Below are 18,609 nucleotides of genomic sequence, written 5' to 3' on the forward strand. Positions count from 1 at the left end.
AGATCCACGCACTCACTCCGGATGTCAACCGGCTCCGTCCGGGAGCCGAGACGCCTGCGGCGGGGCCGGCGGGCGGACGGGGGGCGGACGGGGGCGGGGAACGGGCCGGACCGCATCCGGACGCGGAGCGGCCCGCTCCCCTGCGGGAACGGGCCGTCCATGCCTGGAACCCGCGATCAGTTGGCGGGCCGCTCGGCGGCGTTCAGGGCGGGCACGTGGCTCTCGGCCTCACCGGGCACCCGGTCGAGGGAGTGCTCCGGCGCGTAGCCGTGGTCGCGGTCCGACGACCGGTCGAGGTTCTGCTCGGCGCCGTCCTCCAGCTCGATGTCGTTCGGCCGCTCGAGGCTGCTCGGCCGGTTGAGGCTGCTCGGCGTGTAGCCGGAGATGCTCGGCAGGTAGCCGGAGGAGCCGGGCCTGTCACTGGAGCGGTCGTAGCCGGGCACGTCCTCGGAGCGGTCGTAGCGGTCGTAGCCGCCGTAATCCGAGTCGCGGAAGTAGTGCCACCCGCCGCAGTAGGTCGGCCGGCCGCCGTACTGGCGGACCTGGCAGATCCTGATGCGGGCCCGGCTGGCGTAGTCGTTGTCGTAGTCGATCGTGCGGTAGTTGTTCGTGCCGCAGTGCCGGTAGGTCCGTCCCCGGTCCCAGCCGCTGGAGCCGCCGTAGCCGCCCGAACGGTATCCCTGGATCTGCGCGTAGGCGCACATGCCGCCCTGGTCGCCGGTGCGGTAGTCGCGGTCGTAGAGGTAACCCCTCACCCGGAGCCCGCCCGACACGAGGTAGGCACCGCTGCCGCCCTCGTAGTCGACCGTGCCCCGGGCGTAGGCCCTGCGGTTGCTGGAGTAGTACGGACCCCACGAGTCGGCGCGGTCCGCCGCGGCCGCGGCGGGCGCCGCGGCGGGTGCGGCCGCCTGGGCGGCGGTCGGCACGGTGAACGCGAACGCTCCCGCGGTGGCGGCCACGGCCAGCAGACCGGTGGTAAGTCGCTTCATCATCATCTCCCCTTCGGCCCCCGTCCCTCGTGCCGGATCTCTGCTCCGGCTCCCCCGAGGACGGGGGTCGCTGGTAACGGAATGTAGTTGCAGCCCTCCCGTGTCCATACTTATAGCCATCCGGGTCGATATTTACACCGACCCCGCTGAACAGGAAAAATGCCCGCCTCCAGCAGGAGTGCGGGCGTTCCCCGGAGCCGGGCAGATCACTCGGACTCGGCGGTGTACAGATACTCCCAGTCACCGCAGCGGGTCGGGTGGGAGCTGTGCAGGCCGATCTGGCAGACCTGCACGCGGACGGAGTCGACGTCGTCGGCGGCGAAGTGGAACCTCTTGTAGCCGCCCGCGCCGCAGTACCGGTAGCTCTCCCGCTCGGCCCAGTAGCCGTGGTGGTCGTCGAACCGGTGCGCCTGGACCCTGACGAGGGCGCACTTGCCGCCCTGGCGGTAGGTGCGGTGGTCGAGGTCGTAGACCTTGCCCCGCAGGTGCACCTCGTTGGAGGTCTGGCGGCGGTTCCAGTCGACGCCGATCCATCCGTTGGCCTTGGCCTTGTGGTTGCCGGAGTAGTAGGAGCCCCAGTAGTCGTCGTAGTCGTAACCCGACGAGCCGGCCGCGGCGGACGCGGCAGCGGGCGTGGCGGCCTGCGCGGCGGCCGGGACGGCGAGCGCGAAGGCGGCGGTGGCGGCGGCGGTGGCCAGCAGACCGGTGGTCAGTCGCTTCATCATGATCTCTCCCTGTCACCCTCTCGGCCCGGCTCCCTGCCGGTCCCCCCTGGGCTCTCGGGTCCATTGGTACGGCCAGGCGCTTGCAGGCCCCCGTACCGCCGCTTACAGCCCCCTTGCGGGCGCTTGCAGCGGACCCGGCCGCGACCGGGCCCTCCCCGCGCCGGGACGGTCCCGATCATGTCCGCCGCCCGGCGTACCCCCGGATCACTCCCGCGGCGGACGCGCGGGCCGCGCGCCGTGGCCCATGATCGAGCCAGGCGCCCGAGGGAGCCGGCGGGACGGGAGGAGCGCCGGCGGAGAGGGGAGCGCGCCCGGCCGGCGGCCGGACGGGCTCCCGGCGCCGCAGGGGGAGCCGGCGTCGCGAGCCGGAGGGGGCGATCCGGCCCGGCGGGGAAGTGCGGTCCCGGCCCGGCCATGTGACGAGGATCGCAGCGGTTCGCGGCGCCTCCCCCTCCCATTGCTCTACAAGACGTAGTACTACTAAAAGTAGAACTACAGCCTGTAGAGCTGAAGTCCCGCAGGGGGAGAGGCATGGAAGCACTGGACCTGGCCCGGTGGCAGTTCGGGATCACCACCGTCTACCACTTTCTGTTCGTACCGCTGACGATCGGGCTGGGCGTCTTCGTCGCCGGCCTGCAGACCGCCTGGCACCGCACCGGCAAGGAGCACTACCTGCGGCTGACGAAGTTCTTCGGGAAGCTCTTCCTGATCAACTTCGCCATGGGCGTGGTCACCGGCATCGTGCAGGAGTTCCAGTTCGGGATGAACTGGAGCGAGTACTCGGTCTTCGTCGGCGACGTCTTCGGCGCCCCGCTGGCCCTGGAGGCGCTGCTCGCCTTCTTCCTGGAGTCGACCTTCCTCGGACTGTGGATCTTCGGCTGGGACCGGCTGCCCAGGCGGGTGCACCTGGCCACGATCTGGGCCGCGGTCATCGGCTCCAACCTGTCGGCCTACTTCATCCTGGCCGCCAACGCCTGGATGAAGCACCCCGTCGGCTACGAGGTGGTGGACGGCAGGGCGCGGATGACGGACCTGTGGGCCGTGCTCACCAACTCCACCGCGCTCGCGCAGGTCCCGCACGTGGTGGCCGGGGCCTTCGTGGTCGCGGGCGGGTTCGTGCTGGCGGTCTGCGGCCACCGGATCCTCGTCGAGCGCAGGGCCGACCCGGACCGCACGGTCCCGATGCGCCGCGGCGCCGGGGGCGCGACCGCCATGTGGCGGACCCCGGTGCGGGCCGCGCTGGTCATGACGGCGCTGGCGGGCGCGGTCGTCGCCGGGACCGGCGACGCCTCCGGCAAGCTCCTGCACGAGCAGCAGCCCATGAAGCTGGCCGCGGCCGAAGGGCTGGAGCGCGACACCGCCGGGGCGGCCTTCTCCCCCGTGCCGGGCCTGGAGGTGCCGATGCTGCTCAGCCTCCTGGCCACGAACGACCCGGAGGCCGTCGTCCGGGGCACCGAGGACCTGCAGGCGGAGTTCGCCCGGCGGTTCGGCCCCGGCGACTACCGGCCGAACATCCCCGTGGTCTACCTGTCCTTCCGCGTGATGATCGTCTTCGGGCTGACCGTCGTCGCCCTGTCCGTCCTGGGCCTCTGGCTGACCCGCAGGAGCCGCCGCGCTCCGGGGCCGGAGCGCGAGCTCCCCTCCTGGCTCGCCCGGACCTTCGTGCTGGCGCTCCCGCTGCCGTTCCTCGCGATGATCGCCGGCTGGCTGCTGAGCGAGATCGGCCGCCAGCCCTGGACCGTCCAGGGCGAGCTGCTCACCGCGGCGAGCGTCTCCCCCGGGGTCGGCCTGACCGAGGTGGCCGTCTCCCTGGCGGTCTTCACCCTCCTGTACGGCCTGCTCGCCGTGGCCGAGGCCGTCCTGCTCGTCCGCCACGTCAAGGCGGGTCCCGAACCCGCGCTCCCGGCGCCGCCCGCCGGCGGCTCGGGCGGCCGCGACGCCGCCGCCCCGCTCCAGCCGACCCTGATGTACTGAGGGGAACCCCCATGGAACTCACGACCCTCTGGTTCACGGTCATCGCCTTCCTCTGGACGGGCTTCTTCGTCCTGGAGGGCTTCGACTTCGGCGTCGGCATGCTGGCCCCGCTGGTCTCCCGGGGCGAGGGCGAGCGCAAGCAGGCCCTCGCCACGATCGGCCCGGTCTGGGACGGCAACGAGGTCTGGCTGATCAGCGCGGTGGGCGCCATGTTCGCCGCGTTCCCCGCCTGGTACGCGGGGCTGCTCAGCACGTTCTACCTGCCGATCGTGCTGGTCCTGGCCGGCCTTATCGTGCGCGGCGTCGGGCTGGAGTGGCGGGGCAAGGTCGCCCACTCCTCCGACCGGACCTGGTGCGACCTGGGCATCGGGATCGGCAGCGCGCTGCCCGCCTTCCTGTGGGGCGCGGTCTTCGCCGCCCTGCTGCACGACGGCGCGCTCGCCGCGCTGGTCGGCGGGGTGTTCTCGCTCTCGCTCTGCCTGCTGCACGGCGCGGTCTTCCTCGCCCTCAAGACCTCCGGCCCGGTGCGCGCCCGCGCCCGCCGCGCCGCCCTGGCCGCCTCCGCGGTGGTGCTGCCCGCCGGGATCGCGGCGCTGTCCGGCATCCCCTCCACGACCGCCGCCGGGTGGAGCACCGACCCGGGGCCGTGGGCCTGCGCGCTGGCCGCGATGGCGGCCCTGGCCGCCGGGACGGCGCTGACCTGGCGCGGCCGGGAGGGCTGGGCGTTCACCGCCACCGCCTCGTCCATCGCGCTGACCGGCGCCGCCCTGTTCACCGCCCTGTGGCCCTCCCCGCTGCCCGGCCTCACCGTCGCCGAGGCCGCCTCGGGACCGTACACGCTCGGCATGCTCACCTGGATCGGCCTGATCGCGCTCCCGTTCGTGCTGGGCTACCAGGGCTGGACGTACTGGGTCTTCCGCCGCCGCCTGACCGCCGAGGCGTCCTGAGAGCACGCCCCGGACGGCGAGGTGCTCCTGCACGGACACCCGGCCATCGAGGCCTTCCGGGGACCGCGCCGCGACGGACACCGGCTCCTGCGCCTTCTAGCACGCTGTAACGCGTGAAGTGCGGTTATGCCGATTCGGTCATACTCTCCAGTATGCCTGTGAGGCATGCTGGAGAGTATGCGCATGACAACGATCAAGATCTCCACCGATCTGCGTGATCGACTTGCGGAGGTGGCGGCCGAGTACGGCGGAGCCACCCTCGCGGACACCTTGCAGCACCTGATCGACGAACACGAGGAGCAGGCCGCGCTCGCCGCCTACGACCGGCTCCGGGCCGACTCCGCCGAGTGGGCCTCCTACCTGGAGGAGTCCCGCCTCGCCGACAACGCGGCCGGGGACTGGTTGCGCGGCGAGGAATCACGGTGAGCCGTGTCCTTCCGTGGCAGATCTGGCCGGTCGACTTCGGCACCCCGGTAGGCAGCGAACAGCGCGGCAGGCGCCCCGCCCTGGTCGTGGCCTCGGACCTGCACTGCCGCTTCCCGATCGACATGACACTCGTCGTCCCCTTGACCACCCGGGACCGAGGCCTCTCCCACCACGTCCTCATCTCCTCTCCGGCCTCAGGGCTCAGGCAGCGGAGCTGGGCCCGGATCGAGGACATCACGTCGATCTCGACCCACCGCCTGGTCAGCGACGGACCCCTGGGCTGCGCCGACGAGGGCGAGATCCGCACGGTCCAACGCTGGCTCCGGCGCCTCGTCGCCGTCTGACAGGCGCACGGCCTCCACGCGCGGGACCTCCGCGGCGTACGGCATCAGAAAGTCCCCGAAGGCCGGGTCCTCCACGCTGGAGGTAAGCGATGGAGCCGGGTTGATTCCTTACCCTGAGTCGACCACGATGCCCAGGTGAGCTCCCCCAGCCTGTTCCGGCACCGCAACTTCATGCTCCTGTTCGGCGCCGACGTGATCAGCCAGGTCGGCACCCAGATCAGCCTGCTCGCGCTCCCGCTCGTCGCGGTGGTCGCGCTCAAGGCCGGTCCGTTCGAGACCGGCCTGCTGGTGGCGGCGGAGACGGCGGCGTTCCTGCTGGTGGGGCTGCCCGCCGGGGTGTGGGTGGACCGGATGCCGCGCCGCCGCATCCTGGTCGCCGCCGACGTGGCCCGGGCCGTGCTGCTGGGATCGGTCCCGCTCGCCTGGTGGCTGGGCGCGCTGACCCTCCCCCAGCTGTACGGCGTGGCGCTCGGCACCGGCCTGGCCACCGTCTTCTTCGACATCGCCTACCAGAGCTACCTGCCCAGCCTCGTCGAGCGCGACCGGCTGGTGGACGGCAACGCCAAGCTGGAGATCGTCCACTCGGCGGCGGGCGTCGCCGGCCCCGGCGCGGGCGGCTGGCTGATCCAGGTGCTCACCGCGCCGGTCGCGGTGCTGGCCGACGCGGTCAGCTTCCTCGGCTCCGCGCTGCTGCTGGGCCGGATCGACGCCGCCGAGCGGGTCCCGGAGCGCTCCGCGCGGCGGGGGCTGGCCAGGGAGATCGGCGAAGGGCTCCGGTACGTGGCCGGGCACCCGATCCTGCGGATGATCACCGCGGCCACCGCCACCGCGAACTTCGCCGGCGGCATCCTCAACGCCGTCTCGATGATCTTCCTGGTCCGGGTGCTCGACCTCTCCCCCGGCGCCATCGGCCTGCTCTTCTCGGTGACGGCCGTCGGCGGCCTGGCGGGCGCGGCGCTCGTGGGGCCGCTGACCCGCCGGGTCGGCTCGGCCCGGGTCATCTGGCTCTCGGCCGTGGTGTTCTACCCGTTCATGCTCCTGGTGCCGCTGACCGAGCCCGGCTGGAGGCTCGGGCTCTACGCGGTCGGCATGTTCATGAACTCGATCGGCGTCATCGTCTACAACGTCGGTCAGGTCAGCTTCCGCCAGGCCGTCACCCCCGAGCACCTGCTCGGCAGGATGAACGCGACCATCCGGTTCGTCGTGTGGGGCGTCCTCCCGCTGGGCGGCCTCGCCGGAGGCGTGCTGGGCGAGATCGCCGGCGTCCGGGCCGCGCTCTGGATCAGCGTGCTGCTCGGCCTGCTGTCCGCGGTGCCGCTGCTGCTCTCCCCGCTGCGCCGGATGCGCGACCTGCCCCCCGCCGAGCCGGCCGCCGAGCCCGTCGGCGACCCGGCGGACCGGCCGGCGTAGCCGTACCCGTCCCGCAGATCCCGCGCGTCAGGACGCCTGGAGACCGGGCGGCGCAGCCGTACCCGTCCCGCTGATCCCGCGTGTCAGGACGCCCGGGGGTCTCCGGCCGCCCGGCGCAGGTCGAACAGCTCCGACGGGGAGATCGGCATCTTCGTGATCGGGATGCCCTCGGCGTCCTCGACCGCCGAGGCGATCACCGCGGAGACCGGGATGACGCCCGCCTCCCCCGCGCCCTTGATCCCGAGCGGGTTGAGCGGCGAGGGGGTCTGCAGGTGCGCGGTCTCCACGTGCGGGACCTCGGTGGCGTACGGCATCAGGAAGTCCATGAACGAGGCGTTGAGCAGCTGGCCGTGCTCGTCGTAGACCATCCGCTCGTACAGCGCGCCGCCGACGCCCTGGGCGACGCCGCCGTGGATCTGCCCCTCGACGATCATCGGGTTGACGAGGTTGCCGCAGTCGTGGACCACGGCGTAGCGCAGGATGCGGATCTCGGCGGTCAGCGGGTCGGTCTCCACGATCGCCGCGTGCATGCCGGAGGCGAAGGTCGAGCGGATCGGCGAGTAGTAGCCGCGTCCCTCCAGGCCGGGCTCCTCGCCCTCGGCGACCGGAGGCCGGTCCGGCGGCGAGGCGCCCGCGAACTGCGTGGCGCGGACCGCCTCGTCGTCGAAGGCGTAGCGCAGCGGGTTGGCCAGCACCGCCACGGTGGCCAGCGGGACGGAGGCGCCCGGCACCCCGGCGACGTGCACCAGCCCGTCGGTGATCTCCAGGTCGCCCGGGTCGGCCTCCAGCGCGTCGGCGGCGATCCGCAGCGCCTTCTCGCGGACCTTGCGGCAGGCCAGCGCGATGGCGTTGCCGCTCATCACCGCGGCCCGGGAGGCGAAGGTGCCGACCGCGTAGCCGAACCTGCGGGTGTCGCCGGTGACCACCGAGACCCGCTCCAGCGGCACGCCCAGCTCGGTCGCGGCGATCTGCGCGAAGGCGGTCTCGTGGCCCTGGCCCTGCGAGGTCAGCCCGGTGGAGACGTGCACCCGGCCGTCGGAGGTGATCTGCACGTGGCCGCCCTCGTACGGCCCGACGCCGGTGCCCTCGACGTAGCAGCCGATGCCGATCCCCAGCCGCCGGCCCCCGGCCGCGGCCCGCTCCTGCTCCGCGGCGAAGGAGTCCCAGCCGATCAGCTCCTTGAGCAGGCGCAGCGACTCGGGGTAGTCCCCGCTGTCGTAGATCAGCGGCCGGCCGTCCTGGAAGGTCAGGCCCTGGTCGTAGGGGAACTCGTCGGGCTGGATGAGGTTGGCCGCGCGCACCGCCGTACGGTCGAGGCCGAGGTGGGCGGCGATGCGGTCCATCGTCCGCTCCATGCAGAAGACCGCCTGCGGGCGGCCCGCCCCCCGGTACGGCGTGACCTGCACAGTGTTGGTGTAGACCGAGGAGAACTCGACCCGGTAGGCCCCCAGCCTGTACGGTCCCGGCAGCTGGGTCGAGGTGATGATCGGCACGATCACCCCGTACGGCGTGTAGGCGCCGTGGTCGTGCAGGATCGTCACATCCAGGCCGAGGACGCGGCCGTCGTCGTCGAAGCCGACCCGGACGGAGTGCACCTGGGCGCGCTCGTGCGCGGAGGCGGTGAAGTGCTCGCGGCGGTCCTCGGCCCACTTGACCTCCTGCCCGAGCAGCATCGCCGCCCAGGGGACGAGGACCTCCTCCGGCCACGGGTGCATGATCTTGACGCCGAACCCGCCGCCCACGTCGGGCGCGATCACCTCGACCTTGGGCAGCGGCAGGCCGAGCTTGGCGGCCAGGGCCATGCGCACGCTGGTGGAGGTCTGGGTGCTGGAGTAGACCCGCAGGGAGGCGTCGTCGGCGTCCCAGCGGGCGTAGACGCCCCTGCCCTCCAGCGGCATGGACGCGCTGCGCTCGATGTCGAGGCGGAACTCCAGCCGGTGCGGCGCGGCCGCGATCGCCTCCGCCGCCCCGCGCCCGCCGGCGGACGGCACCGACTGCACCAGGTGCGCGCCGACGTTGCCGGGCACGTCGTCGTGGACGAGCCGCTCCCCCCGTACGGCCTCCTCCACCCCGACCACCGCGGGCAGCGGCTCGTAGTCGACGCGGATCAGCGCGCAGGCGTCCTCGGCGAGGTAGCGGTCGCGGGCGACGACCATGACGACGGGTTCGCCGACGTGCCGGACCCGGTCGCGGGCCAGCGGGCGGGCGGTGCGGCCGTGGGTGAGCGCCGGGTGCGGGATGAGCAGCGGGAGCGGCTGGGCCAGCCGCTCCGGGAGGTCCTCCCAGGTGTAGATCGCCACCAGCCCGTCCACGTCGAGCGCGTCCGACACGTCGATGTCCCGGACGGCGGCGTGCGCGTGCGGGGAGCGGACGAACGCCGCGGCCAGCGCGCCCGCGCCGAGGTCGTCCAGGTAGCGGCCCCGCCCGGTGAGCAGCCGCGGGTCCTCGCGCCGCTGGACGGCCTCGCCGAAGAGCTTGGTGGTCATCGGGCCGCGCTCCTCACCGAGGAGACCATCGCCCGGGTCCCCAGCGGGATCGCTTCACGGGCCGTACCGGCCCTCCGGGGCCTCATGCCTCCTCCACCCGCTCCTCCGCCATGATCTCGGCCGCGCGGTGCACGGCCTTGACGATGTTCTGGTAGCCCGTGCACCGGCACAGGTTGCCGGAGACGCCCTCCAGCACCTCCTCCTCGGTCGGCGCGGGATTCTCGCGCAGCAGCGCGGTCACCGTGCACAGGAACCCCGGGGTGCAGAACCCGCACTGCAGGCCGTGGCACTCGGCGAACGCCCGCTGCACCGGCGACATGCGCGCCCCGTCGGCGAGCCCCTCGACGGTGGTGATCTCGTGCCCGTCGGCGGTGACCGCGAACGTCAGGCAGGAGCGGACCGGCTCGCCGTCCATCAGCACCGTGCAGCACCCGCACACCCCGTGCTCGCAGCCGACGTGCGTGCCGGTCAGCCCCAGGTCGTGCCGGAGGCAGTCGGACAGCAGCCGCCGCCCCGGCACCCGGGTCCGCCGGACCACGCCGTTGACGGTCAGCGCGATCTCGTGCGCCGTCTCACCCATGCGCCCCCTCCCGCCCCGCCGCGTCCGCCGCCGCACGCCCCGCCGCCTGCTCCCCGGCGCGCCCCGCGGCGTTCTCCCCGGCGTTCTCCGCGGCCGCGCGGGCGGCCTCCCGGAGCGCCTGCGCGGCCAGCACCCCGGTCAGGTGCCGCCGGTAGTGCGCGGTCGCGTGGATGTCGTCCTCCGGCTCGATCCGCTCCCGCACGGCCCGCGCCGCCGCCTCCCAGTCGGCCGCGCCGGCCGGCGCGGCCCCGCACGCGGCGGTGACGTCGACGACCACCGGGACGGGCCCGGCGCTCACGCAGGCCGCCCGCGCCTCGGCGACCCGCAGGTCTCCGTCCAGCCGGACCAGGGCCGCGACCCCGGCCAGGGCGTAGTCGCCGTGCCTGCGCGACACCTCCCGGAAGGCGGTGCCCGAGCGCGCGGGCAGCGCGGGGAAGAACGCGGAGACGGCCAGTTCGCCCGGGCGGAGCGCCGACTCCAGCGGGCCGGTGAAGAACTCCCCCGCCGCCACGTCCCGCGTGCCCCCGCGCCGCGCGAGCCGTACCGAGCCGCCGAGCAGCGCCAGTACGGCCGGCAGCTCGGCGGCCGGGTCGGCGTGCACGAGGCTGCCGACCGCGGTGCCGCGGTTGCGGATCACCGGGTGGGCGACCAACCGGAGCGCCTGGCGCAGCAGCGGCTGGACGGCGGCGGCCCCGGCGGAGCGCTCCACCTGCGCGTGCCGGGCCAGTGCCCCGACCCGGACCCCGTCCGGGCCGGTCTCGACCGCGGCCAGCCCGCCGAGCCGGTTGACGTCGACCAGGTGCGCGGGGGCGGCCAGCCGCATGTTCATCAGCGGGATCAGGCTCTGGCCGCCGGCGAGCACCTTGCCGTGCTCCCCGGTCCCGGCGAGGACGTCGAGCGCCTCGCCGAGGGTGCGCGGGGCGTGGTAGTCGAAGGGGGGCGGCTTCACCCGGCGGCTCCGCCGTTAGGCCCGGGCTCCGCCGCCGCGGGGCTCCTCCCCCGGCGGCCGTCGATGGCCCGCAGCAGGTGGTAGCCGGCGAGCACCACGATGGTGCCGAGCGCGATGCCCTCCAGGACGAAGTCGGAGCTGATCATCTGCTTGACCGGGCCGATGGCCAGGATGATGCCCGCCCCGACCGGGACCATGTTGACCGGGTCGGAGAAGTCGACCCGGTTCTCGATCCAGATCTTCGCGCCGAGCAGGCCGATCATGCCGTAGAGGATGACGGTGATGCCGCCGAGCACGCCGCCGGGGGTGGCGGCGACCAGCGCGCCGAACTTCGGGCAGAGGCCGAACAGGATCGCGATCACCGCCGCGATGTAGTAGGCGGCCGTGGAGTAGACCCTCGTCGCGGCCATGACTCCGATGTTCTCGGCGTAGGTGGTGGTCGGGGAGCCGCCGAAGGCGCTGGTGACCACGGTGCCGACGCCGTCGCCGATGATGGCCCGGCCCATGTAGGGGTTGACGTCGGTGCCGGTCATCTCGCCGACGGCCTTGACGTGACCGACGTTCTCGGCGACCAGGGCGATGACCGCCGGGAGCACCAGGATGACGGCGGAGACCTTGAAGTCGGGCCAGTGCATGCCGGGCAGGCCGATCCAGTCGGCGCTCGCGACCGCGTCGAAGCTCACCCGCGGGTGCGTGTCGACCTTCCCGGTGCCCGCGTTGTAGGCGGTGATGTCCCCGAAGACCCGGTCGGCCCCCCAGGAGAGGACGAAGCCGACGACCAGGCCGAGCAGGATGCCGATCCGGCCGACGAACCCCCGGAAGAGCACGATGATCACGAAGGTGACCGTCATGGTGATCAGCGCGATCCACTGGTCCTGCGGCCAGTAGACGTCCGCGACCACGTAGGCCAGGCCGAACCCGATCAGCATGACGACGGCGCCGGTGACGACCGGGGGGAAGACCCGGTTGATGACCTGCACGCCGAGCACGTGCATCGCCACGCCGATCAGGGCGAGCACCAGTCCCGCGACGAGGATCGCCCCGGTGACGATCGCGTCCACCGCGGGGGTGTCGCCGCCGAAGAGCGACCTGATCGCCAGCACGCCGCCCACGAACGAGGCGCTGGTGCCCAGGTAGCTGGGCACCTTTCCCTGCACGATGAGCAGGAACAGGATCGTCGCGATCCCGGAGAACATGATGGCGACGTTCGGGTCCAGCCCCATGACCAGGGGGAAGACGAACGTCGCACCGAACATCGCGATGACGTGCTGGGCCCCGAACCCGACCATGCGCGGCCAGGACAGCCGCTCGTCCGGCCGGACGACCTCACCGGGCGCGAGCGTCTTTCCGTCTCCGTGTTTCGTCCAACCTGCAACCATCAAGCCCACCTCTCCCGGGCCGTCGGTCGGTGGCCGCCCCGCAGGCGCTCCCTCCGGCGGATCTCCTTGCTGCCGTTGCGGGCACATTAGGCCCGTCGACACGGCCGTACATCAGCATGATCTGCCAAATCCGACCCGCTGACCAGGAGACCCCGCGCGCGTCGCCGGCGCGGGGCCGCCGCCGGCGGGCCGCGGGCCCCGCGGGCACGGATCTCCGCCGTACGGCCGAGCCCGGCCCGGCGGGCGCGGGACGGCCCGGGGCGGGCCCGCTCAGGCGGATCCGGGGGCGACGACGTGGATCTCGAAGCCGTCGCCGGTGACGACCTGGCCCGCACGGATCTTGCAGGTCTTGCGGGTCTCGACCTCGCCGTCGACCATCACGTCCCCGAGGGAGATGAGGTACTTGGCCTGACCGCCGGTGTCGGTCACGGCGCAGTACTTCAGCAGGTCGCACAGGGGGATGTAGTCGGTCTCCAGCTCAAAGGTCTCGTTCACGGCCACAGCATAGGGCCGGGCGGCGGAAGGGGGCCGCCGACGGCGCGGCGGCCGCCCTCGGAGCGGGCGCCCGGACACCGCCCGGAGCGGACACGGGACGGGCGCGGGACGGGCGCGGGACAGGCGCGGTCCTGCGCCCCGCCCGGGCACCGGTCAGATGCCGCGCATGCGCAGCACGTGCAGCGCCAGGGTCAGATTGAGCCGCAGGTGGGCGTCCTCGGTGAAGTTGCCGAGCAGCCGCTCCAGCTTGCCGATCCGGTAGCGCAGCGTGTTGTAGTGGAAGTGCAGCCGCCGCGCCGTCTCGGCGACGTTGAGATTGGTCTCCAGCAGCACCTGGAGCGTCCGGCGCAGGTCGGCGTTCTCGGGGTCGTCGTCGGAGGCCAGCGGGCCGAGGGTCTCGCGGACGAAGGCGTGCAGCTCGGCGGTGTCGCTGACCAGCGAGAGCAGCCGGTAGACCCCGAGCTGGTCGAAGTGGGCGACCGCGCCGGGACCGTGCAGCTGGCGGCCGACCCTGGTGGCCTTCAGCGCCTGGCCGTACGCCTCGGGCAGCGCCTCCGCGCCGGAGGCCGTACGGCTGGCGCCGGTGGAGAAGGTGGCGGACGGCCCGTCGGCGAAGGCGGCCGCGGCGTCCCGGGCCAGGCGGACGGGGTCCACGGCGGCGTCCACGACCGCGACGACCTCGTGGGAGAACCCGGCCACCGCCCCGCGCGGGTCGTGGCGGCGCAGCGCGGCGACCCAGCAGGCGACCAGGCGGTCCTGGACGAGCCGCTCGTCCCCCTCGGGGTCGAGCTCGGCCACCAGCACCGTGACCGGGCGCCGCAGGTCCCAGCCGAAGGCCCTGGCCCGCGAGGCGACCCGGTCGGAACCGCCCGCCCGGCCGGTCAGCACGTCGCGCAGGAAGTCGGCGCGGTACTTGCTCTCGACGGCGTTGACCGCCTCCTGGCGGGTGATGACGAGGGCCGCGACGGTGGCGGCGCGCTCCAGGATGCCGACGTCGCTCTCGCCCACCTGCCCGGCGGGGCCGCACGCGACGATCCGGCCGTGGTGGTGCCCGCCCGCCACGACGGGCACGACCGTGCGGCGGCCCTCGGGCGCGGTGCGCAGCGCGGCCAGGCAGTCGGCCGGCCCCGCCGACGCCAGCACCTGCCCGGCTCCGTCGAGCACGGCCACCGCCACGTCGAGCAGCCCGGCCACCTCGGCGGCCACCTCGCGCAGCCCGCCCCCGGCCAGCACGACCGCGACCAGCGCCCGGTGCGCCTCCTCGGCACGGGCCAGCACGGCGGCCTGCCGGTTGAGGATGTCGGTGAGGACCTGGTTGAGGATGTCGTCGAAGCCGACGTCGTCGGGGAGCAGGATCAGCGGGAAGCCCAGCCGGTCGGCCTGCTCGGCCATCTCGCCGGGCAGCTCGTCCAGGTAGCGGCCGAGCTTGATGGCGAGCGCGGCCAGGCCCCGCTCGTCCAGGTCGGCCACGAGCCGGTCGAGCGACTGCGGGGTGTTGCGCAGCGGGTAACCGGTGGTGAGCAGCAGCTCGTGGGGCTTGACCCAGGCGAGGATGTCCGGGACCTCCATCACGTTGAGCCGCTGCACGACCCGGTCCAGCCCCCCGGCGCCCGCGATCAGGCGGGCGCCGGCCAGCGTCGAGACGCCCAGGACCTCCCCCACCGAGACGCCGTGGATGATCGTGCCGGTGCTGGCCAGGCGTACGGGAGGCTCCATCACTCTCCTAGCGAAGGGCTGTCGGTTCACCCGGCGGGGAATCGCTTCCCTGTCACTGTCTCCGTGTCTGAAACGGTCGGGGCTTGACCGTCGCCTACCTCGAGCGAGGGAAGCGAGAAGCCGCCCCCTTCGCAGGAGCGGAGGAGTCACGTGGTGATTGTGACTGATAGGACCGCCTGTCAGGAAGAGCCAATCTTCGGGCGGACTGTTGGCACCTTTCTCCGTACGGAATGATCGCGTCCCCGACCTACCGTCGGCCCCATGGACGGGAAGCTCCGGTGAGAGCCGACGGCAGAGCGGGGGCCCGGCAGGTTCCGGCGCGAACGTACGCGACCGGCGCGGCCAGCACGGCCCTGCGGCCGCTGCTGGAGTCGCCCCGCCGCCCGGCGCGGGTGCTGGCGGCGTTTCCCGCCGGGATCTACCTGGAGGTGCGCACGGAGCTCGAACCGCACGTGATCGCGGTGGTCACCGGGGACGCCGTCCGGCTGCCCAACGCGATGGTCGTCGCCGATCCCGTGCCGCGCGTCGCGGTGGGCGGCGAGGCCTGGGTGGGGGACGGCTCGATCGAGCTCGGGCGGCTCGGCCTGCGGGTCCGCCGCTGGTGGGACCCGGCTCCGCCGCTCGGCCCGGCCGACCCGGCACGGCTGGCGCGCGCGCTGCCCCTGCTGACCGGCCTGTGCGACGCCTCCCCCCGGCGCCCGGGGCTGGAGGGCAGCGGAGCCGCGGAGCTGCTGGCCGACGGTTGCGCGGAGGCCTCGCTGCTGCGCAGCCTCACCGCCGCCGAGCAGCTCATCGGGCTGGGTCCCGGCCTGACCCCGAGCGGCGACGACATGCTCGCCGGACTGCTGGTGGCGCTGCGCCACCTGGGAGCGGCCGCCGGGGTGGAGCGGGCGGTCTGGCTGGCCGGCTGGCTGGCCGCCGCGGTCACGTTCGACGCCCGCGGCAGGACCACGCCCATCTCGGCGACGCTGCTGCACTGCGCGGCGCGGGGCGAGTCCAGCGGCGAGGTGCTGGCCGTCCTGCGCGCGCTGGTCGGGCACCGGCCGCTGCAGCCCGCGCTGGGCCGGCTGCTCGGGCTCGGCCACACCTCCGGCGCCGACCTGGCCTGGGGGCTGCGCATCGGCCTCGCCGCCGTCCTCTGCCTCGCGGACCGCGCGGGCCGGTCGATCTCGAAGGTGGGAGCGGGTGGGAGCTGAACGGCCGGGCACCGATCTGGTGCGGGTGCGTACCGGGATCTATCACGATTCGGTGAGCCTGATGCGGGTCAGCCGGGCCGCGGCCGCCCTGCCCGGGGTGGAGGTCGCGGTGGTGGCCATGGCCACCGGGCTCAACCTCGGCATCGCCGCCGAGCTGGGCTTCGAACTCCCCGCCGCCGGGCCCGCCGACCTGCTGGTGGCGCTGCGGGCCGCCGACGGGGACGCGGCCGAGCGGGCCGCCGCCGAGGTCGACGGGCTCCTGGCGGCGCTCGCCGCCCGGGCCGGGGGCGCGGCCGGGTCCGAGGAGCCGCCGCGCACCGTGCGCGCCGCCGTCCGGGCCGCGGGCGGGGCCGCGACGCTGGCGCTGGTCTCCGTCCCGGGGCCGTACGCGTTCGCCGAGGCGATGGACGCGGTGGAGGCCGGGCTGTCGGTGATGGTCTTCAGCGACAACGTCCCGGTGGAGCAGGAGGTGCTGCTCAAGCGGCGGGCCGCCGAGCGCGGCGTGCTGGTCATGGGGCCGGACTGCGGCACCGCCGTGGTCGGCGGGACCGGTCTCGGGTTCGCCAACGTGCTCCGGCCCGGTCCGGTCGGGATCGTGGCCGCCTCGGGGACCGGCGCGCAGCAGGTGGCGTGCCTGCTGGACCTGGCGGGCGTGGGGGTGAGCCACGTGCTCGGCGTCGGCGGGCGCGACCTGTCGGCGCGGGTGGGCGGCCTGTCCACACTCCGCGCCCTGGACGCGCTCGACGCCGACCCCGCGACCGAGCTGATCGTGCTGGTCTCCAAGCCCCCGGACGCGGAGGTGGCGGAGGCCGTCCGGCAGGCGGCCGGCGGGCTCGCCACCCCGGTGGTGACCGCTTTCCCCGGCCGGGCGTCCGGTCGCGGGCCGGACGACCTGACCTCGGCCGCCGAGGACGTGCTGCGCGCGCTGGGGGTGAAGGTCCCCGAGTGGCCGTCCTGGCCCGCCGCCGGGCCGCACTCGCCCGCCGCGGGCGACGCCGCGCGCTCCGGGCCGGTCCCGGACGGCGGGGCGAACGGGGCCTCAGCCGGCGCGGTCCCGGACGGCGGCATGGCGGACGGCGCCGCGGCGACCGGGCGGGCGCGGGTGCTGCACGGGATCTACTCGGGCGGCACGCTCTGCACGGAGGCGGCCCTGGTCGCCGGGACCGGCGGCTTCACCGACTACGGCGACGACGCCTACACCCGGGGCCGCGCCCACCCGATGATCGATCCGGCGCTCCGCCTGGAGGCCCTGGCCGCGGTGCCCCCCGGCGACGCGGTCCTGCTCGACGTGGTGCTCGGCCACGGCGCCGACCCCGATCCCGCCGGGCGGCTCGCGCCCGCCGTCGCCGCCGCCGTCGCGCGCGGCGTGTCCGTGACCGTCGCGCTGGTCGGCTCCGGGGGCGACCCGCAGGGACTGGCCGCCCAGGCCGGGGCGCTGTGCGCGGCGGGAGCGGACGTGTTCGCCTCCAACGCCCTCGCCGCCCGGCACGCGGCCCGCCTGACCGGAGGTGCCCGATGAGCCTGCCGATGCTCTCCGGCGAGCCGCACGTGATCACGGCCGGGGCCGCGGTGCTCGGCGAGGCGCTGGACGCGCAGGCCGTACCGCGCACGGCGGTGGACTGGCGGCCGCCGCTGCCGGGCACCGAGGACGACCTGGCGCGGGTGCTGGCCGACCCGCGCAGGGCCGCCGCCAACGCCCGGGCGGTGGACAGGCTGACGTCCGCACGGCCCCTGCTGGCCGGGGTGCGGCCGGCCGGCGAGGCGCTGGACCTGCCGCCGGGCACGTTCCTGCACGCCGGTCCGCCGATCGGGTGGGAGCACGCCTCGGGGCCGATGCGCGGCGCGCTGATCGGGGCGGTGCTGCTGGAGGGGCTGGCCGGCGACGCCGGGGAGGCGGAGGAGTTGCTGGCCGCCGGGCGGGTACGGCTGGAGCCCTGCCACCACCACCGCGCGGTGGGTCCGATGGCCGGGGTGGTGAGCCCGTCGATGTGGATGTTCGAGGTGCGCGACGCCGAGCACGGCGGCACCGCCTACTGCTCGCTCAACGAGGGGCTCGGCAGAGTGCTGCGCTACGGCGCCTACGGCCCCGAGGTGATCGGCCGGCTGCGCTGGATGGGCGAGGTGCTCGGCCCGGCGCTGGCCGCGGCCCTGGAGCTGACCGGGCCGCTGGACCTGCGGTCGCTGATCGCGCAGGCCCTGCAGATGGGCGACGAGCTGCACAACCGCAACCGGGCCGCGACCTCGCTGCTGGTCCGCGAGCTGGCGCCCGCGCTGGTGGAGGCCGCCGGCGGCCGCGCGGCCGAGGTGCTGCGCTTCGCGGGCGGCAACGACCACTTCTTCCTCAACGCGGGCATGGCCGCCTGCAAGGTGAGCGCCGACGCGGCCAGGGACGTGCCCGGCTCGACGCTGGTCGTCGCGATGGCCCGCAACGGCACCGACTTCGGCGTGCAGGTCTCCGGGCTCGGCGACCGCTGGTTCACCGGCCCGGCGGGCGTGCCGGACGGGCTCTACCTCGGCGCGTACGGCCCGGCGGACGCCAACCCCGACATCGGCGACTCCACGATCACCGAGACGGCCGGGCTGGGCGGCTTCGCGATGGCGGCGGCCCCGGCGATCGTCAGGTTCGTCGGCGGCGACGTGGCGGAGGCGGCGGCGGCCACCCGGTCGATGTACGAGATCACCCTCGCCGAGCACCCGGCCTACCAGATCCCCGGCCTGGGGTTCCGGGGCACGCCGGTCGGCGTGGACGTGACGCTGGTGGCGAGGACGGGCCTGCTGCCGACGGTCAACACCGGCATCGCGGGCCGGGTGGCGGGCACCGGCCAGGTCGGCGCGGGCCTGGTGAGCCCTCCCGCCTCGGCCTTCACCGCGGCGCTGGCGGCCCTGGCGCGGGAGGCGCCGATCCGATAAGCCGCCGTTCCCGTTGGCCCGCCGGTTCCCCGGCGAGGGTTCCGCCGCACCCGCCCGCCATCGCACCCCCGCCATTCCGGAGC

The 18,609-nt window shown here is 74.4% G+C and carries 16 protein-coding genes; 8 read left to right on the forward strand and 8 right to left on the reverse strand.

All coding sequences use genetic code 11. From position 1 onward, the window contains the following. Positions 1-176 precede the first annotated feature (176 nt). Positions 177-989, reverse strand: a complete 813-nt coding sequence (locus HS048_RS27015) for a hypothetical protein (RefSeq protein WP_196469054.1) — start codon at positions 987-989, stop codon at positions 177-179. 206 nt (positions 990-1,195) lie between these two features. Then, the gene (locus HS048_RS27020) at positions 1,196-1,714 is read right to left on the reverse strand and encodes a hypothetical protein (RefSeq protein WP_196469055.1); all 519 of its coding nucleotides are present in this window, start codon (positions 1,712-1,714) and stop codon (positions 1,196-1,198) included. Positions 1,715-2,245: 531 nt separating this feature from the next. On the opposite strand from HS048_RS27020, the gene HS048_RS27025 reads away from it, so the two are divergent. The 5 genes from HS048_RS27025 (at position 2,246) to HS048_RS27045 (ending at position 6,815) form a co-directional block, all read left to right on the forward strand. Next, positions 2,246-3,688 carry a cytochrome ubiquinol oxidase subunit I gene (locus HS048_RS27025; protein WP_196469056.1) on the forward strand — a complete coding sequence of 481 codons (1,443 nt, stop codon included), beginning with the start codon at positions 2,246-2,248 and terminating at the stop codon, positions 3,686-3,688. A gap of 11 nt (positions 3,689-3,699) precedes the next feature. After that, positions 3,700-4,635 (forward strand): cytochrome d ubiquinol oxidase subunit II, encoded by a 936-nt coding sequence (gene cydB, locus HS048_RS27030; RefSeq protein ID WP_196469057.1) that lies wholly within the window; start codon positions 3,700-3,702, stop codon positions 4,633-4,635. 183 nt (positions 4,636-4,818) lie between these two features. Further along, positions 4,819-5,061, forward strand: coding sequence for a hypothetical protein (locus HS048_RS27035; protein WP_084008132.1), 243 nt, complete (start codon positions 4,819-4,821; stop codon positions 5,059-5,061). Then, positions 5,058-5,405, forward strand: coding sequence for a type II toxin-antitoxin system PemK/MazF family toxin (locus HS048_RS27040; protein WP_196469058.1), 348 nt, complete (start codon positions 5,058-5,060; stop codon positions 5,403-5,405). Before HS048_RS27035 ends, HS048_RS27040 begins: the two co-directional genes overlap by 4 nt. Positions 5,406-5,540: 135 nt before the next feature. Beyond that, positions 5,541-6,815 (forward strand): MFS transporter, encoded by a 1,275-nt coding sequence (locus tag HS048_RS27045; RefSeq protein ID WP_196469059.1) that lies wholly within the window; start codon positions 5,541-5,543, stop codon positions 6,813-6,815. An 83-nt stretch (positions 6,816-6,898) separates the two neighbouring features. Here the strand turns inward: HS048_RS27045 and cutA are convergent, their stop codons facing one another. From cutA to HS048_RS27075, 6 genes are all read right to left on the reverse strand, one after another. Then, positions 6,899-9,301 carry an aerobic carbon-monoxide dehydrogenase large subunit gene (gene cutA / locus HS048_RS27050; RefSeq protein WP_196469060.1) on the reverse strand — a complete coding sequence of 801 codons (2,403 nt, stop codon included), beginning with the start codon at positions 9,299-9,301 and terminating at the stop codon, positions 6,899-6,901. 82 nt (positions 9,302-9,383) lie between these two features. Then, positions 9,384-9,881 carry a (2Fe-2S)-binding protein gene (locus HS048_RS27055; RefSeq protein WP_068895898.1) on the reverse strand — a complete coding sequence of 166 codons (498 nt, stop codon included), beginning with the start codon at positions 9,879-9,881 and terminating at the stop codon, positions 9,384-9,386. Beyond that, the gene (locus HS048_RS38980; RefSeq protein ID WP_196469061.1) at positions 9,874-10,830 is read right to left on the reverse strand and encodes a xanthine dehydrogenase family protein subunit M; all 957 of its coding nucleotides are present in this window, start codon (positions 10,828-10,830) and stop codon (positions 9,874-9,876) included. The genes HS048_RS27055 and HS048_RS38980 overlap by 8 nt, the downstream gene beginning before the upstream one ends. Continuing rightward, positions 10,827-12,209, reverse strand: coding sequence for a uracil-xanthine permease family protein (locus HS048_RS27065; RefSeq protein WP_196469062.1), 1,383 nt, complete (start codon positions 12,207-12,209; stop codon positions 10,827-10,829). The genes HS048_RS38980 and HS048_RS27065 overlap by 4 nt, the downstream gene beginning before the upstream one ends. 270 nt (positions 12,210-12,479) lie before the next feature. Further along, positions 12,480-12,704 carry an RNA-binding S4 domain-containing protein gene (locus tag HS048_RS27070; RefSeq protein WP_068895901.1) on the reverse strand — a complete coding sequence of 75 codons (225 nt, stop codon included), beginning with the start codon at positions 12,702-12,704 and terminating at the stop codon, positions 12,480-12,482. 153 nt (positions 12,705-12,857) lie between these two features. Then, on the reverse strand, positions 12,858-14,420 hold the full coding sequence (locus HS048_RS27075; protein ID WP_068895902.1) for a PucR family transcriptional regulator: 1,563 nt from the start codon (positions 14,418-14,420) through the stop codon (positions 12,858-12,860). Between the two features lie 278 nt (positions 14,421-14,698). Here HS048_RS27075 and HS048_RS38275 point away from each other — a divergent pair, with 278 nt between their 5' ends. Genes HS048_RS38275 through HS048_RS27090 form a run of 3 tightly spaced genes read left to right on the forward strand, consistent with a single transcriptional unit; the run spans position 14,699 to position 18,526 of the window. Then, positions 14,699-15,616, forward strand: coding sequence for a DUF2877 domain-containing protein (locus HS048_RS38275; protein ID WP_307832662.1), 918 nt, complete (start codon positions 14,699-14,701; stop codon positions 15,614-15,616). Next, complete coding sequence (locus HS048_RS27085) at positions 15,606-17,135, forward strand: FdrA family protein (RefSeq protein ID WP_307832663.1); 1,530 nt, start codon at positions 15,606-15,608, stop codon at positions 17,133-17,135. Before HS048_RS38275 ends, HS048_RS27085 begins: the two co-directional genes overlap by 11 nt. Continuing rightward, a complete protein-coding gene (locus HS048_RS27090; RefSeq protein ID WP_196469064.1) occupies positions 17,132-18,526 on the forward strand; it encodes a DUF1116 domain-containing protein in 1,395 nt (464 codons plus the stop codon). The genes HS048_RS27085 and HS048_RS27090 overlap by 4 nt, the downstream gene beginning before the upstream one ends. The last annotated feature ends 83 nt before the right edge of the window (positions 18,527-18,609 follow it).

It is taken from the genome of Planomonospora sp. ID91781, assembly GCF_015711595.1.
In the GTDB taxonomy this organism is placed as follows: Bacteria; Actinomycetota; Actinomycetes; order Streptosporangiales; family Streptosporangiaceae; genus Planomonospora; species Planomonospora parontospora.